This is a genomic window from Pseudomonas sp. E1BtOHC1 (assembly GCF_058744285.1).
In genome coordinates this window covers 4272841-4288119 of sequence record NZ_CP196023.1, presented here as the reverse complement: position 1 = coordinate 4288119, position 15279 = coordinate 4272841, and the positions used below count along the sequence as shown (strand labels likewise).

12 protein-coding genes are annotated in these 15279 nt (G+C 59.0%); 5 read left to right on the top strand and 7 right to left on the bottom strand.

From position 1 onward, the window contains the following. Positions 1 to 9: 9 nt before the first annotated feature. From ACSSVC_RS19295 to ACSSVC_RS19285, 3 genes are read right to left on the bottom strand one after another with little or no spacing between them, the layout of a single operon-like run. Complete coding sequence (locus ACSSVC_RS19295; RefSeq protein WP_492611202.1) at positions 10 to 1602, bottom strand: P-loop NTPase fold protein; 1593 nt, start codon at positions 1600 to 1602, stop codon at positions 10 to 12. After that, on the bottom strand, positions 1566 to 2657 hold the full coding sequence (locus ACSSVC_RS19290; RefSeq protein ID WP_492611201.1) for a WD40/YVTN/BNR-like repeat-containing protein: 1092 nt from the start codon (positions 2655 to 2657) through the stop codon (positions 1566 to 1568). Before ACSSVC_RS19290 ends, ACSSVC_RS19295 begins: the two co-directional genes overlap by 37 nt. Further along, entirely contained in the window at positions 2611 to 4299 is a 1689-nt protein-coding gene (locus ACSSVC_RS19285; RefSeq protein ID WP_492611200.1) for a WD40/YVTN/BNR-like repeat-containing protein, read from the bottom strand. The genes ACSSVC_RS19290 and ACSSVC_RS19285 overlap by 47 nt, the downstream gene beginning before the upstream one ends. A gap of 333 nt (positions 4300 to 4632) precedes the next feature. Between ACSSVC_RS19285 and ACSSVC_RS19280 the strand changes: the two genes are divergently transcribed. From ACSSVC_RS19280 to ACSSVC_RS19270, 3 genes are all read left to right on the top strand, one after another. Continuing rightward, a complete protein-coding gene (locus ACSSVC_RS19280; RefSeq protein WP_492611199.1) occupies positions 4633 to 5256 on the top strand; it encodes a hypothetical protein in 624 nt (207 codons plus the stop codon). Then, the gene (locus ACSSVC_RS19275) at positions 5253 to 5714 is read left to right on the top strand and encodes a hypothetical protein (RefSeq protein WP_492611198.1); all 462 of its coding nucleotides are present in this window, start codon (positions 5253 to 5255) and stop codon (positions 5712 to 5714) included. Before ACSSVC_RS19280 ends, ACSSVC_RS19275 begins: the two co-directional genes overlap by 4 nt. 462 nt (positions 5715 to 6176) lie before the next feature. Further along, positions 6177 to 6581 (top strand): DUF2251 domain-containing protein, encoded by a 405-nt coding sequence (locus tag ACSSVC_RS19270; RefSeq protein WP_123728170.1) that lies wholly within the window; start codon positions 6177 to 6179, stop codon positions 6579 to 6581. A 424-nt stretch (positions 6582 to 7005) separates the two neighbouring features. Here ACSSVC_RS19270 and ACSSVC_RS19265 read toward each other — a convergent pair whose 3' ends face one another. From ACSSVC_RS19265 to ACSSVC_RS19255, 3 genes are all read right to left on the bottom strand, one after another. Next, entirely contained in the window at positions 7006 to 7518 is a 513-nt protein-coding gene (locus ACSSVC_RS19265) for an Imm15 family immunity protein (protein ID WP_492611197.1), read from the bottom strand. A gap of 116 nt (positions 7519 to 7634) precedes the next feature. Beyond that, positions 7635 to 8780 carry an AAA family ATPase gene (locus ACSSVC_RS19260; protein WP_492611196.1) on the bottom strand — a complete coding sequence of 382 codons (1146 nt, stop codon included), beginning with the start codon at positions 8778 to 8780 and terminating at the stop codon, positions 7635 to 7637. A 13-nt stretch (positions 8781 to 8793) separates the two neighbouring features. Then, on the bottom strand, positions 8794 to 9654 hold the full coding sequence (locus tag ACSSVC_RS19255) for an RNA ligase family protein (protein WP_346632998.1): 861 nt from the start codon (positions 9652 to 9654) through the stop codon (positions 8794 to 8796). A gap of 338 nt (positions 9655 to 9992) precedes the next feature. Between ACSSVC_RS19255 and ACSSVC_RS19250 the strand changes: the two genes are divergently transcribed. Continuing rightward, entirely contained in the window at positions 9993 to 10652 is a 660-nt protein-coding gene (locus tag ACSSVC_RS19250; RefSeq protein WP_492611195.1) for a hypothetical protein, read from the top strand. Positions 10653 to 10724: 72 nt separating this feature from the next. Here the strand turns inward: ACSSVC_RS19250 and ACSSVC_RS19245 are convergent, their stop codons facing one another. Next, on the bottom strand, positions 10725 to 12416 hold the full coding sequence (locus ACSSVC_RS19245) for a SulP family inorganic anion transporter (RefSeq protein ID WP_346632996.1): 1692 nt from the start codon (positions 12414 to 12416) through the stop codon (positions 10725 to 10727). Between the two features lie 610 nt (positions 12417 to 13026). On the opposite strand from ACSSVC_RS19245, the gene ACSSVC_RS19240 reads away from it, so the two are divergent. Continuing rightward, on the top strand, positions 13027 to 15276 hold the full coding sequence (locus tag ACSSVC_RS19240) for a type VI secretion system Vgr family protein (protein ID WP_346632995.1): 2250 nt from the start codon (positions 13027 to 13029) through the stop codon (positions 15274 to 15276). Positions 15277 to 15279: the final 3 nt, after the last annotated feature.

Sequence of the window (15279 nt, the reverse complement as noted above, 5' to 3'; positions counted from 1 at the left end):
CGCCGGGTTTCAGGCTTTCTGCGAGGCGCTGTTGTACGCCGTGGTGTCGGCGCTGGAGAGTACGTCCACTTCTCCGGCGACCCGCACACCTTGCAGCGAACTTTCGAAGGCATCGAGCTCTGCATCCCCCGGAGGCCATTTTGATTGGGTGCGGCTCCTGTAGTCATCGATCACCAGCGAGATATCGCTGGGACAGGCCTTGACTGTCTCGCGCCAGGTTTCCCTGAAGAGCTCGTGCAACGCGCCCAACGCCACCAACCGATGCTCGCTCACTGCCCGGCCGCGTGACTTGTGAGCGCCGGGTTGGCGTTTGAGCAGTTCGTCGATGAAAGAGCGATCCAGTTTCTCTCCCTGTTGCAGCATGGCCAGGTAGCGAATGCGATTGATGAAGCGCTTGATCGCTCTGGGGGTGGTGTGGCGTCTGCGCACCACTGGCAGCCATACGCTCAGGGCCTCGTTGAACGCCCCCGAGTCGTGCACCTGGCGCATGCTCGTGCGCAATCGGTACAAGCCCAGACTGCAACTGAAGAGCACAAACAGCAGCAGCGCCGCAGCCAGGCTCCAGATAGCCAGTGGATGAGCGGCGCTCTCTTGGATCTGCAACTCACGCAGGGTGATGGGTGCGGCGCTGTCATCGGCCACGGAAGACGGACTGGAAAGCGCCGCGTCGGGGGCAGGGGAGGAGGGGGCCGTCAAGGTCGGGGCAGGGGGCTGCTGAAGGGGCGCCACCTTCGCAGGGGATGTTGGGGCAGGGGCTTGGGAGCTGGGCAGTTGCACGAATTTGCCAGCAGCAAAACCCAGTGGAATGACCAGGGCGAACAGATAAAAAGGCCAGAAATGCAGGCTTTTCTGGATAAAGCTCTTGGCCTGGGGGTTATCGCCCGGGGTCGAGTGCAGCAGAGGCGACAGGTCCTTATGCTGGGGCACCTGGATTTCCAGATTCACCAATTTTTCCAGGTAGTTGCCGGCATAGTTCCAGCGGCGTTCTGCCGCCGAGGGTTCGGGCTCGTCGGGACGGTCGCGCTTCTCACACAGCGCCAGTTCATCGGCAAACTTCTCGAAGTGCAGCCCCAGGGCGGTGCGTATGTAGCAGGTGTCCATGCCAAAAATCACGAAACAGCTACCGGAGGTGACCAGGAAGTTCACCGCTTCCATGATGGTCAGGATGATTTCCGGGCGACACCGATCCAGGTCGTCGATAACGATCACGGTGCGATACGGCAGGGCCTGGGTCACTTCAGAGAACTGGTTGGCGAAGGTGGTGCGAAAGCTGGTCTGGTTTTGCGCGGTGCTGGTGCTAAAACGCGAGGCTGTACTGGACAGCAGCGTGGCCGGACTGACCCCGAAGGCGGTCATGGAGGCGAACAGTGACTTGAAGGTGACGACGCCGGTGGCCAGTTGCCCGAACAGCTTGCCGATATCGCCGCCGCTCAAGGGCTGAGCCTTGCCTTCATGGGCAATGAGGCTCTGGATCGACACCCACAGGTTTGTCCATTCATTAAGGGGGTGGGTCAGCAGGTAGCCGACCAGGCATGAGGCGGACGCGACCAGCACCAGGGCCAGCATCAGGTGCCGGCGTGACCTGATCCACAGCAGCCGCAAGCGAAACGCCCAACCGTCCAGGGACAACAGTGAAGGCAGGCCCTGTTTGCAGATGGCGTTGAACAGCGCTGCCAGCAGTTGCTCTTCGCTTTGGTGATGCCAGGCGTTGAACCAGTCAGGGCCATCAGGCTGCTTTTGCCTGAGCCCCAGCCACCGGATATGGCCAGGGTCAACGGGGGTTCGGTCCGTGTGTTACGCAGGAAACGGGAGATGCCTCGAGCCAGGGGCGACACCCCCAGGGAGTCCTTGTCACTGTCCTCGGTGGGCGCGTCGGTGGCGGCGATCGCGGCGGCACCGGTTTCGCTCTCAGGGGGGCCGGATTTGAACATCAGCCACACCAACAGGGCGCAAAGCGCTACCGCGAACCAGAACCAGGGTGCCGGGTATTGTCCATGACGCAGTGGCCAGCTCATGGCTTTCCAGGTGTGGCCGTTATCGGTGGTATGCAGCAAGGCTGGAGGGTAGCCGACCGCCCAACCGGTCTTGCCAGACTGATCCATGGCCAAGGCCAGGCGTGTCGAGCCGGCTGCGCTCTGCGCCGGGCTCCAGGTTTCCCCCCCATCCTCAGTCGCCAGGATCAATCCGCCATTGGCGCTGACCCAGCCCTGCCGACCGTCCTTGTGCATATGCAGATCGGTCAGGGAAATCCCCGCCAGTCGATGCTTGACTCGCCAAAGGCCTCCACCGTCGAGGGTCTTGGCAATCATGCCGTTGTCACCGGCGACCCAACCGGTACGGCCATCGGCCAGGAACTCGATGGCGGTCAGGTTCATGGCCAAGGCTTCAAGTCCTGCATCGGAAGACATCATCAAGGGCGATGGCAGCATGCTGATCACCCGCCAGGTTTCGCCGGCGTCTTCACTGCTGGCAATCAAGCCCTGGTCACCCACTGCCCAGGCCTTGGTTCCATTTGCATCCAGATGCACCGCCTTGAAGGCGCCGTCTTCAGGGATCGGGCTCTTGTCGTTTGCCTTCTGCAACGCGGCCTGGTGCCAGGTAGTGCCGCCGTCACGAGTAAAAAGCAGGCTGTGGTTGCGCCCGGCCGCGACCCCCACGGTACCGTTCTGCGCAAAAGCAATCTGCAGCAGATCGCTTTGGGTGGGGCTGGACTCTCCAACTGGCCCCGGCGTCGTTGCTGGCCAGGATCTTGCCGTTGTCGCCCACAGCCCAGGCTCGGGTGCCGTCGTCCAGCAGGCTCAATCCATTCAGGCGGTTGTGGGCAATAGGCGTACTGCTGTCCCAACTGCTCCCGGCGTTGTTGGAACTGAGGATGGCACCAGACTCGCCGACCGCTACAACGGTGTTGCCGTCGGCACTGACCTGGACACTGCGCAACAGCATATGCGCGGCACTGGTTACAGGCACCCAGGAGGACGAGCCGCTGCTGGCGCCGGTGATTATCGTGCCCGCGTCACCCACGGCGATGCCGGGGCCACTTCTGGTGGCTTGCGCCAGCAGGTTCCGATCCAGTTGCAGGTCCTTGGGCGCGGGTGCCATGGGCTCCGGTACCGGCGGCATGATGGATTCAGCGGAATCTGTGGGTGAGGGCGTGGGCACCGCAAAGGGGCTGTTGCCCGGCAGGTTGCGACCATCACACATCAGCCGATGACGCTTGGCCGCATGGGATGCCGGCAGGTACGCACTGGTACTGGAGTCCTGGCGCTGGGGGCCAAAGAACGACAGGCTTCGCAGATCTGCGTAGGTTCCGCTGTCGATCAAGCTCCAGGTAAAACCATCGGCGCTGAACAGCAGGGTGCCTTGGTCCCCGGCGGCCCATAGTCCTTCAGCGCTTCCAGTGATGGTGTTCAGAGTGGCCCGGGTTTGAGTGACATGGGGCGTCGACCAACTGCGACCGTAGTTTGAGGAACTGACAATGGTGCCGTTTTCGCCCACCGCCCAGCCGTACGGTCCGACGAACCACAGGGCCTTGAATTGGGGGGCAAGCCGGTCAGGTGTGGCGAGAGGCAGCCCCACGAAGGACTTATCCCATGACCGGCCCTGATTGAGGCTGAACAAGATGGAGCCTTTGGCTGTAATCCAGCCATAACGACCATCTGCGCTGAAATGTATCGAAGAAATCCCCGAACCTTTGACGCCTCTTCGCGTCCAGCTTGCTCCTTCACCGTCCGCTTCACGGGACAATAGAACGCCAGAGGCACTGACGGCCCAGACTTGACCATTGCGCGGGTTGACTTCGACGCTGACCAGATCGATCAATCCATCACGCTTGGGATTCAAGGACTGAACCTTCCAATCGGCTCCGGCATTGTCGGTGCTCAGAATGGTGCCGCCGTCACCGACTATCCAGCCCCGTTGCCCGTCGGACTGGAAGCTCACGCTGCGCAGATTGGCAGCTACAACAGGCTTATGAGGCTTCCAGGTCTTGCCGGCATCGGAAGTACTCATGATGCTGCCGCCCAGCCCCACAGCCCACGCTTTATCGGGGCCAACCACGCTGACCGAGGTCAAGGAGGAGGGCAGCGCAGGCAGGCGAAGGGGGGCATTTCGTTCAATGGGCGTGGTGAGCCACTCGAGGAAGGTTGCGTCATGCCGTACGGGATAAGCCGAAGGAGCCTGCCACCATGCCGTGACCGCGGTAACGCCCAGCAACAGCAACGCGAGAAAACCCAGAGAGGGGCGCATATTCAGCGGCGATCTTGCCCGTTGCCCAGCTGGCGTTTCCTTTCGAACGTCCATGTTTTCGCTCCCTGCATCAGTTGTCCTGAAACAACGAATCAGCCCGGTCAACTAGTAATAGTTGACTTTGGCGCAGATGCACCGAACGCACTGGAAAGCCATGCGGCTATATAACTAAACTAAATGGTTGTTTGGGTGGGTTATACGTAAAACCTATAAAGTGCAAAGCGAGAGGAAATGTAGAGAGTTTATTCAGTTGCCGAGTCAATCGGGAGATTGACTCCCACTTCAACGTGAATTTGATAAAGGCCGGATCGACGCTATTCTCACCAAGGAAAGTAATCTTAATTATTTCCAAATACGTGTTAAATATCTGGGCAGGAGCCAAGAGACATGACAGGGGAAGAACTGATTAGCGCGATAGTAAGCAACCCAATACTCATGGGGTTGGAAGATTGTCCTGGTGTGCCAGCTCAGATGAGCTGCGCTGTTTACGGGAAGGTGCAAGATGACGATGGAAAAGATGTCATTACAGGTGTCATTGCAAATGATACGAGCATGAAGTACCAAATCGGCCAGGCAATTTTATTTAATGATGATCGCTCGAAGACAGCTGTCTGGCACTTTGCTATAGAATCACCGGTTCATCACTTTGTCGTTATCCCTTGGTATAACCCGTCAAGTGGAGCGATGTATACAAAAGTGTATACGGTGTTTATGGCCTATGAGCTTAAAAAAGAGACCGGCAAGAAAGGATACACGGTGCGTGAGTATGTCGAGAAAGCACCTCCAGCCCCTAGCGGGACTAAAGGCTACAAGAAAAGTTGGACGGAAACAGAATTAAGCACCATGCTTTCTGACTTACTAACTAAGGAAAACGCTTGGGAAGACTATTTCGGCAAGGTTGGAAAAGCTCAGGCAAAAAAAATCCACTACTATAAATACAAAATAACAACACTAAACTCTGCAGTTTCCAACGTGAATCAATACCGAACGCTCTGTAAGAAGACTACTTGACCATCCTGGCGACCGCGTCACGCTTGGCCTGCGGTTACCCAAAGCCCACTTTCAATGCTGCGATATGCAGGTGGGCCTCGGCCAGCAATCTCGATCTTTATCCGGATGCTTTCTTGGCCAATGAGGATCACGCGTCCTACCTCTATGACATGAATCGCTACGGTGAGGGCGGGGACGAGGGCCGCTGCTGGGTCGAGACGCATATCACTTCGCCGACCCGGTTCCTTCAATTCGCACAAGGGCAGATCAACATCCGCACTTCGCACTGTGGCGGCAGCATTACCCGTGCCGACTATATTTCGCCTAGTGCGTTGGAGCAGATGCTGGGGCTGTCGCGCTGTGCGGAGTGGATGCTAAGGCTCGATTCAATCGAACTGAGCGAAGCAGAGTCCCGAACGTTGGCATTGGCCAAGGATGCCCAGGCTCGACATGCGCGAGGTGAGGCTACAGAGGATTAGATTGGTCAGTCCGAGCGTGCTTTGGTCAAGGCACTCGCCCAAGGGGTAGCGAAATTGGCGGGGCAGCCCATCGCGGGGCAAGCCCAGTATCACCGGTGCCTCCAGGACGGTGGGGGGAGCTGTAATTGCCCGATCATTGTTGCCGATCACCAGTCCATAGCGCTTCATTGCAGATATCCAAGTTCAAGATGGTGGAGTTTCTGCGAGCGCGGAGCCAGGGGCAAGTATGACGTGGACGCGCACCGAGAAAAAAAGGTCGACTCAGATAAGGGTTGGCAATGCCGCATATAACTAAACTAAATAGATGTTTAGTTTAGTTATAAGTAAGACCTATCAAAGGCAGAGTGAAAGGGGATGTATAGAGTTTATTCAGTTACCGGGTCAATCAGGAGATTGCCGTGCTGTTCGGCTGTTGTCATCATCCGCCCACTTCAATCATTGCCAGGACAAGGACCGCCACACATGCCCATTTATCTAGCCGCTGACAGTCAACTCAAGGTCGGGAGCGCCTTGGTGCTGGAAGCACCCGCAGAGTCAGGAACCTGCGTCGTGGTTTTTGAGGACGATGAACACACCGGCTATTTCTATGCCCTGGATACCGCCAGCGGCGACAACCCGATTCAGGACGCGCTGCATATCTACAACGTCACGGACGTTTCGGACCGTGAAAAGCCATCCGTTGTGAAAGTTGGCTGGTCCACCGATCACCGCAAGGCGGTGTTGCTGATCAATGATTATCCGCACGCGGTTTTTGATTTCGACGCTCAGCAGGGATATTGCCGATCCGGATTTCCACCCCAGATAGGCAAAGGTTGGTCCGAGGCCGGTCATCAGTGGGACGAGGCTGCATTGGAGCTGTTTGCCTGAAAGGCCTGGGTAGCCAGGCTGTTTTTCCTTATGAGCCAAGCCGGTGAAAATCTGCAGGCCGGAGCTTCAAATCTGGCCTGCACTGACCTTGATAGCGCATTACATAACTACACATAATGTATATTATGTTAAATTACGTATTATGCCGGCATTGATCTGCTGCTCGCTCACGCGGTTAAGCATCTGTCGCATTCAGGGCATTGATGCGCCAATCACGTTTTGAGTGGCCTGGTCATAAACCAGCTCTGACCAGCCCTCCCAGATCAACAAGCAAGAGGCTTGTGATAAACAATCGCCACATCTCTCAGCGCCAACAACTGGATGACTCCACTGCTCCATGTAACACCTACAGTGCTACGGACTGAACCTTACCCAGGCGCCAAAGAAATTTCTCATCTTCATCGAACAGACGAGTTCTTTGCACTCAACAAGTCCTGGGAACAGCAAAGACCCTTACAATTTCCTCAGCGCAAACGGCGTCATGAAATCTGCTTTCATAAAAATCAAAAGCAGTTTCTACCCCGCAGTTGGAAAAAAGCCTTTTTACTTCCTGCATCTCCCGTGACTCAAGACCTTCATCATTTCCTCGTACCTTTTCCAAAAAACCGACCGAGGCCGGCTTTGGATAAATAAATATATTAGGTATGAGGATGCCTTGTTCCTCCAAGCCCTCAAAGTCTGTAAAAGTCACGGCAAAAAACACACGTTCACTTCTTGATACTTCTAGAGCTCTTAAAGTATTCAAAAGAAACACAGCAAGCCCTGTCAGAAAGCTAGAAGCCCCGCTGCCGCTCAGCTCATCCTTCAAAAGCTTTAAGCGGCTGTATCTTGATACAAGCGGAATTTCTTCAAAGCTCTCATAGTTCTCAAAGAACACATCCATGTCATTGTACGGTTCTTCGCTGATTATTTTACTGTAGATATCTGTAAGCTTCATCTTTAGGACGGGCTCCATCCGCACTTGTTAAGTCATTAATTTGTTTTTTTTGCTCTGCTATAAAACTTTAAAACTGTTAATGAAGTTCGGACTTATATCAGGAACTTAAGTACCGCTTACCCCGTCACCGCCTGATAAACAACCCGGTGCGCCTCGGTCGGCAGCGGCACTTCCCACTTGAACAGCATGCGGCGGATATCGTCGTTGCGCAGTGAGGTGTCGCGCTTCTGGTTGCGCCGCATGATCTCGTTCTCGGGGCGCTCCAGGTAAAGAATCTCCACCTCGGCGCCGTAGCCGTAGAGCAAGTCCAGAGTGCGGTTGCGCATCTGCGCCGACAGGTGCGTCGAGTTCCACACAAAGGGTTTGTGCTCGCGCAACAGCGCCTTGGCCCGGTCGATGGCGTAGTGCGCAGCGGCGCCCTCGTTCTGTCCATGGCGCAGGCCAAGGGCCTGGCGCGCGTCGTCGAATGACACCACCGGCAGATCCGGGTAGTGCTGTGCGGTCCAGTTGTCCTTGCCACTGGCCGGCAGGCCCGAGAGCATCACCACCGACGAACCCTGCGGCGCATGCAACGGGTAGTCGGGATGTACCCGGGCGCCACGCAGGTACTGAATACGTGTGTAGTCGTCGGCAAAGGCCCGCGGCCCGTGCAGGCAGCCCTCCTCCTCCGCCAGTTCGCGCCACAGTTCGATGGCACTCAGCACATCGGCCTTGCCGGCGTAATCGCGGCCCTGCATATCGGCCTCGGCCACGGCACAGAGCATCCACAACGGCAGTTCCCAGGACAGTTTGTGCAACAGGAACTCAGCGCTGCGGCCGCTGCGATCACCCTGTAGGGCGAAGAACGGCACCTGGTGCACGGCGATGATGCGGCAGATCTGCTCGCGCAACTCGAACGGCACACCGGCGCGCCACAACAGCAGCCGCGCATCCACCGCGCCCCGGCGTGAATGACCGGGCTGGCCGATACGCCCGGTATCCGGGTCGATCACTGTGGTGTCAGGCTTGGCGATGTCGTGCAACAGGGCAGCGAAGAACAGCACAAAGCGCTGCTCGGCGCTGGCCTGCTGGTAGGCGGGTTGGGCCAGTAATGCTTCGACCACCAGGCAGGTATGAATCCATACATCGCCCTCGGCGTGGTAGATCGGGTCCTGCGGTGTGTCGGCCAGGCGCGCCAGGGCCGGAATGGCCGCCAGGCAGGCGGCGGTGTCCATATCGCGCCCCGGCTCGGGGACCAGTTGTTGCAGTTGTCGAATATCCATTTCGGATGCTCCTTCAGTAGCCGTGGCGTGGGCCCTGCCAGTCCATGGACAGGCGCGGTGCATAGAGATCGACGCCGTCGGCCAGTTGATTGGGGATAAAGGGTTGGTTGGCATGGTGCTGGTCGGCATCGAGGATGGCCTGGACAAAGTCCTGGCGTACCCACTTGAGCCGGCCAAGGGTCTGCTGCTCGTCCTCGAGCTTCAGGTACAGGCCCTCCATGCGACTGGAGCGGTCGCACTGGCGCCAGGCACGGGCCAGGTCGAGGCCTTCGCGGCGCACCACCTGCTCGAATACCTGGCGCCAGTGCGCGGTCTTGGCCAGCGAATCGCCCACCAGCGCTAGCAGCTCGGCATGCCGGCGCGGCGCCGGGCCTTCGTACAGCACAGGCACCGACAGCACCGGCCCACCCTCGAGCAGGCACCGGCGCGCCGCGGTGGAGAGGAACAGCCCTGTGGCGCGATCCCACACATCGAACTCGCAGAAGTAATGTGGCAAGTGGTCGTAGAACACCGAGTGCTTCTTGTGCAGCCACTCGCCATACAGCACGAAGCGATCTTCCAGGCGTTCCAGCAACCAATGCTCGTGGGCCGAGGCCCACTGCTTGAACAGATTGAACTGACGCTCGCGCCCACCGCCGGTGAGGTAGTGACCGCGAGATTGCAGGCGCAACTCGCCGCCTGCGCTAAAGCTGATGCCGGTGTTGGCACCATCGAGTTTTTCTTCCACCACCAGCCACTGTCCGGCCAAAGCGGCATAGCGCATCTGGCCAGTATCAGTGTCGCCATCTTGCAGGCGCGAGCCTTGCAGGTGGGGCGTACGGGGGTATTTGAGCAGTTCCAGGTTGTGCGCGGTGGCACGAATATCCGTGTGCATGGGTTTGTCCTCGAAAAAAGAGAAAAACCAACGACAGGATCAGGCAGGCATGGCAATGAAGCGCCGCCGCGCACAAGCACGGGCAGCCATCAGGCAGGATGGACCGTCGTCGGTATCAGGCGTGTTGGCTGGCGTAGGGCACTGGCTTCACCACTTGGAGAATAGGTTGCAGAGGCTTTAGGGCGCGCATTCAACAGCAGATAGCGGCATCAGGTCAAGCCCCGAAAGGACAAAACCCCAGCGTCCCTGTCTACGCGAAACACCCGAGCTTTTGTCATGAAAAAAACCGCCTGGCGCTCATAGGGTGCAGCCAGTCATAACCCGATAAGGAATCGATCATGAAACTTTCAGGCGTGCTGATGGCTGGAGTCATTGGCCTGGCACTAGCACCTTTGGCCCAGGCTTCGTCCATGGCTGACAGCGAAGAAAAAGCCCAGTTACGCAAACTCTTCTGCGAATCGAAGGGCGGCGCCGATATCACTGCGCTGGGGGAGTTGAAGAAATCCGACGACGTCGGCGCCGTGGTGGTGTGCAAGCTCCCGCCGTCGCCCACCACCGTGGTGGAAAACCAGGCGGCATCGAGCCTTGCCCCGCTGCCATTGACACCTGTCACGGCAACGCTTGCGCCACCGTCCGGGGTCTACAAGCTCGCCCCGGGAGCCAGCAGCGTCAACACTTCATGCTCGGCCAACCTGGCCATCGCCAAATGGGCGGGCTTTCCCAATACCAGCAACGGCAACGCCACCTTGAACTGTCGCGGATACAATGCCGGCGCAGCAGGCGGTACGCTGGGGTGCAAGATCGAATGGACCGGGCCGACCCAGGTTGCCATCGGAGTCACCCCTTACGGCGGCCAGGTGGCGGTGAACTTCAATTGCCAGGCCCTGTACTTCGGTTCCGTCGGCACGGTGATGGATTTCAGCTACGCCGATCCGACTTATCCGCGCATCCGCTACGGCTCAGTCCAGGCCACCAGCAGCATGACCATCACCCAGTGAGGCCTCGCCGGCTCGGCTGAACGTCGCTCCAGCGCCGGCAGGGTCGCTCCCTGCCGGTCACCCTCCTCTGCATCACTGCTTGCCGCGCATGCTGTTGCGCCATATGCGGTAGGTCCTGATCCCCGAACGCACCGAACCGAACAGCAACTGGCTGTCCATTTCCCGGGTCATCCCCGAACGTTCCAGCATCGCCAGGAAAGTACCGCGGGCACGGGCGATTGCGAAGTAGATGCCCTGGGCGGCCAGGGTCTCGCGGATTTCCCGCAGCACCGCGATACCGCTGACATCGATATCGGTCACCGCCTCGGCATCGAACAGCACCACCTCGGGCTGAGTCTCGCGCTGCACGGTGTCCAGCAGGCGCATCTTGAAGTAGTCGGCGTTGAAGAACAGGATCGCGTCGTCGAAGCGATACACCACCAGGCCGGGCACCGTGCGGGCTTGCGGGTACTGGCGGATATCCACCTGGCCTTCGATGCCCGGCATCCAGCCCAGCACCGCGTCGGTGGGTTGGTAGATGCTGTACAGCAGGCGCAGGATGGCCAGGGTCACGGCGAACATGATGCCCGGCAGCACGCCCAGCCCCAGCACACTGACGGTGGTCAGCAGGCATAGGCAGAACTCGAAGCGGCTGAGTCGGTAGATTTGCTTCAGAGACTTGACGTCGAGCAGGCCCCAGCCCGCCATCAACAGCACCGCGCCCAGGGCCGGCTGCGGAATCCACGCCATGGGCGCGGTAAAAAACAGCAGAATCAGCGCAATCGCCAGGGCAGCGATGATGCCCACCAGCTGGCTCTTGCCTCCGGCCATGTCATTGACCGCGGTACGCGAATCCGCACCGCTGATGGCAAAGCCCTGGGAGGCTCCGGCCGCCAGGTTGCTCAGGCCCAGGGCGATAAATTCATGGTTGGCGTTGATCGCGTAGCCATGGCGCGCAGCGAAGCTGCGGGCAGTGAGCATGGCGCTGCAGAAGCTCACGGTAGCGATGCCCAGCGCGTCGCGCAGCAGGCTCTTGCTTTCCTCCAGGGTGGTCTTGGGCCAGGACAACTCCGGCATCCCGGCCGGCACATGACCGAGGATCGCCACTCCGAGGCGGTCGAAACCCAATAGCCCGGCCAGCAAGGTGAACAGCGCCACCGTCAGCAGCGCTGCTGGCAGGCGCGGGTAGCGTCGCGGCAGCCAGATCAAAAGGCCCAGGCTGGCCAGGCCAACGACCAGGGTCAGGCCATGGATCTCCCCCAGACGCTGGAGAAAGTCCACCAGCCCCAGAATGAAGCCGTCGCCTTCGATCTTGAAGCCCACCACCTTGCCCATTTGTCCGGCGATCAGGCTCAAACCGATCCCGTTGAGGTAGCCGATGAGGATCGGCCGCGAGAAGAAGCTGGCGATAAAACCCGCCCGGGCAATCCCGGCGGCAATCAGCATCAGGCCCACCAGCACCGTGACGATCATCGACAATTCGACAGTACGCTGCAGGTCGCCCATGGCCAAAGGCGCCACGGCCCCGCCGAGCATGGCGCAAGTGGCGGCATCGGGGCCGACCATCAGTTGCCGCGAGCTGCCGATCAAGGCATAGACGATCATCGGCAGCACACAGGCGTAAAGCCCGTACTGCGGCGGCAGGCCGACAATCTGCGCATAGGCGATGGCGATGGGGATCTGGATAGCCGCCACGGACAACCCGGCCCGCAGGTCGGCGCGCAACCATTCGCGGCGGTAGTGCAACAAGTTGGACAGGCCAGATAGACAGCGGGATAACGACATGCCGGGTCCTTTCGAAATATTCCGTTTTGTTCTTTGGCTGCGCTCTTGTTTGGCAAGGCGACGCGGGGCGTTATTCAAGCGAATCGGGCAACTTAGCGCCATGAGCTGGAGCAGCTTTTGCTTCGATTCACCCAGGTGATTGGCCATGGGCAACCCGCTGAGGCGGAGCTGGTGGTGAGCTTCGGCCGCTATAGATGAACAACCACCCCCATTCATGGGACGCCAAGCCAGCTATAACGGCGCGTTGCCTTGATGACGCGCCACCTCCCGGTGCATGTCGTCGCGCTCGTAGCCAAGCAGCTAATGACCGTCGGTCACCTACCTTGAAACGTCTCGGTGTTCGCTCCATTGGTCGGAGAGTTTCTTGACTAGCATTAAACCGCGCTAAGACTTTAACCGGAATTGTTAGAGGTGATGCCCAAGTGGCTCTGGACAGAAGGTTAATCCGCAGGAAATGGATTGACTCGTACGTTCGCTCTGACCTAGTGCCTATGAGGCCGATATGGAGATCATCTCTGTGGTGGATGTACCGCGATGGATGGACACGATTTCCCCTGACCCCCTCGAGACGGCCGACTGACGCCCGAACACGAGCCAGAGGAAGCCGTTTATGGCAATAACGCAAAACAACCGTTTGGTACAGGTTGACAGTCCCCTCGGCGGCGATGTCCTGTTGCTGCAGAGCATGGAAGGCAGCGAAGAGCTGGGGCGGTTGTTCCACTACGAATTGGACCTCACCTCCGAAAACCGAGCGATCACGTTCGACCAGTTGCTGGGCAAGCCGATGGGCCTGACCCTGGAGCTACACGACGGCAGCAAACGCTATTTCCACGGCATTGTCTGCAGCTGCCGGCAAGTGACCGGCCACGGTCAGTTCGCCGGCTACCGCGTCAGCCTACGGCCCTGGTTCTGGCTGCTCACGCGCACTTCGGACTGCCGGATTTTCCAGAACAAAACGGTGCCGGAGATCATCAAGCAGGTGTTCCGCGACCTCGGGTACTCCGATTTCGAAGACAGCCTGAGCGGCAACTACCGCGAGTGGGAATATTGCGTGCAGTACCGCGAAACCAGCTTTGACTTCGTCAGCCGGTTGATGGAGCACGAAGGCATCTATTACTACTTTCGCCATGAGCAGGCGCGTCATGTACTGGTGTTTGCCGACGCCTATGGCGCCCACTCCACGGTGGCCGACTATGACTCGGTGCCCTTCTTCCCGCCCGATCGGCAAATGCGCGAGCGCGACCATTTCTACGATTGGCAACTTGAGCGGGAAGTCCAACCCGGTTCTCTGGAGCTAAACGACTACGACTTCAAGCGCCCCCGCGCCAGACTAGAGGTGCGCTCCAGTGTGTCGCGCAGTCACAGCAACGGCGACCACCCGCTCTACGACTACCCCGGTGAATACGTACAGAGCAACGATGGCGAGCACTACGCGCGTACCCGCATCGAAGCCATTCACAGCCAGTTCGAGCGCGTGCAGCTACGCGGCCGCGCCCGGGGGCTGGGCTGCGGCCATTTGTTCAAGCTGACCGGCTACGAGCGCGAGGACCAGAACCGCGAATACCTGGTGGTGTTCGCACGCTATCAGATCCGCCAGGAACTCTATGAAAGTGCGCAGTTGGACCTGTCCGAGCAGTTCACCAGCGAGCTGGACTGCATGGATGCCAGCCAGGCCTTCCGCCCTCTCCCCCTGACCCCCATGCCCATTGTTCGCGGGCCGCAGACCGCCGTGGTGGTCGGCCCCGATGGCGAGGAGATTTGGACCGACCAGTATGGCCGGGTCAAAGTGCATTTCTACTGGGACCGCCACGACCAATCCAATGCCAATAGCTCCTGCTGGATGCGCGTGTCCCAGGCCTGGGCCGGCAAAAACTGGGGGGCGGTGCAGATCCCGCGGATCGGTCAGGAAGTGATCGTCAGTTTCATCGAAGGCAACCCGGATCGGCCGATCATCACTGGCCGCGTCTACAACGCCGAACAGACCGTGCCCTACGCGCTACCGGCCAATGCCACTCAGAGCGGGGTGAAAAGCCGTTCGAGCAAGGACGGCTCACCGGCCAATTTCAATGAAATCCGCATGGAGGACAAGAAAGGTGCAGAGCAACTGTTTATCCATGCCGAGAAGAATCAGGACATCGAGGTCGAGAACGACGAGACCCACTGGGTCGGCCACGACCGCAGCAAGACCATCGACAACGACGAGACTGTGCACGTCAAACACGACCGCACCGAAACCGTCGATCACCACGAGACCATCACCATCGGCGTCAACCGCACCGAAAGCGTGGGCAACAACGAGGACATCAGCATTGGCGTCAACCGTACCGAAAGCGTCGGCAGTAACGAGACGATCAGCATAGGCCGCAACCGCACGATCAGCGTCGGCGCCAGCGAAACCGCGACCGTGGCCCTGCAACGCACCCATGCGGTAGGTATCAACGAGACGATCGCCATCGGCGCCGCGCAGGAAGTAGTCATCGGTGCCTTTCAAACGGTGAATGTCGGGGCCTACCAAAACGTCAACGTTGGCCTCTACCAGTCGACCAATGTGGGCGCCGACCGCTCGGTGGACGTCGGAGCCAATCTTTCAACTACGGTAAAAGAAAACGAATCGCGCCAGGTCGGTGCAGGACGCACGACCGATATCGACAAGGACGATGAGCTGACGGTGGGCAAGAACCTTGTCATCGATGCCGGTGACTCGGTGACTATCAAGACCGGCAAAGCCAGCATCGTCATGAAGAAGGACGGCACCATCAGCATCAGCGGCAAGGACATCACCATAGACGGCTCTGGTGCGATCAACATCAAGGCCAACAAGAACGTGGTGATCAAGGGACGCAAGATCCTGCAAAACTAGGAG

Excerpts from the sequence above, each read along its gene's own strand:
- ACSSVC_RS19285 (WP_492611200.1), bottom strand. The coding sequence starts at position 4,299 with ATGGACGTTCGAAAGGAAACGCCAGCTGGGCAACGGGCAAGATCGCCG.
- ACSSVC_RS19280 (WP_492611199.1), top strand. The coding sequence starts at position 4,633 with ATGACAGGGGAAGAACTGATTAGCGCGATAGTAAGCAACCCAATACTC.
- ACSSVC_RS19270 (WP_123728170.1), top strand. The coding sequence starts at position 6,177 with ATGCCCATTTATCTAGCCGCTGACAGTCAACTCAAGGTCGGGAGCGCC.
- ACSSVC_RS19265 (WP_492611197.1), bottom strand. The coding sequence starts at position 7,518 with ATGAAGCTTACAGATATCTACAGTAAAATAATCAGCGAAGAACCGTAC.
- ACSSVC_RS19260 (WP_492611196.1), bottom strand. The coding sequence starts at position 8,780 with ATGGATATTCGACAACTGCAACAACTGGTCCCCGAGCCGGGGCGCGAT.
- ACSSVC_RS19255 (WP_346632998.1), bottom strand. The coding sequence starts at position 9,654 with ATGCACACGGATATTCGTGCCACCGCGCACAACCTGGAACTGCTCAAA.
- ACSSVC_RS19250 (WP_492611195.1), top strand. The coding sequence starts at position 9,993 with ATGAAACTTTCAGGCGTGCTGATGGCTGGAGTCATTGGCCTGGCACTA.
- ACSSVC_RS19245 (WP_346632996.1), bottom strand. The coding sequence starts at position 12,416 with ATGTCGTTATCCCGCTGTCTATCTGGCCTGTCCAACTTGTTGCACTAC.
- ACSSVC_RS19240 (WP_346632995.1), top strand. The coding sequence starts at position 13,027 with ATGGCAATAACGCAAAACAACCGTTTGGTACAGGTTGACAGTCCCCTC.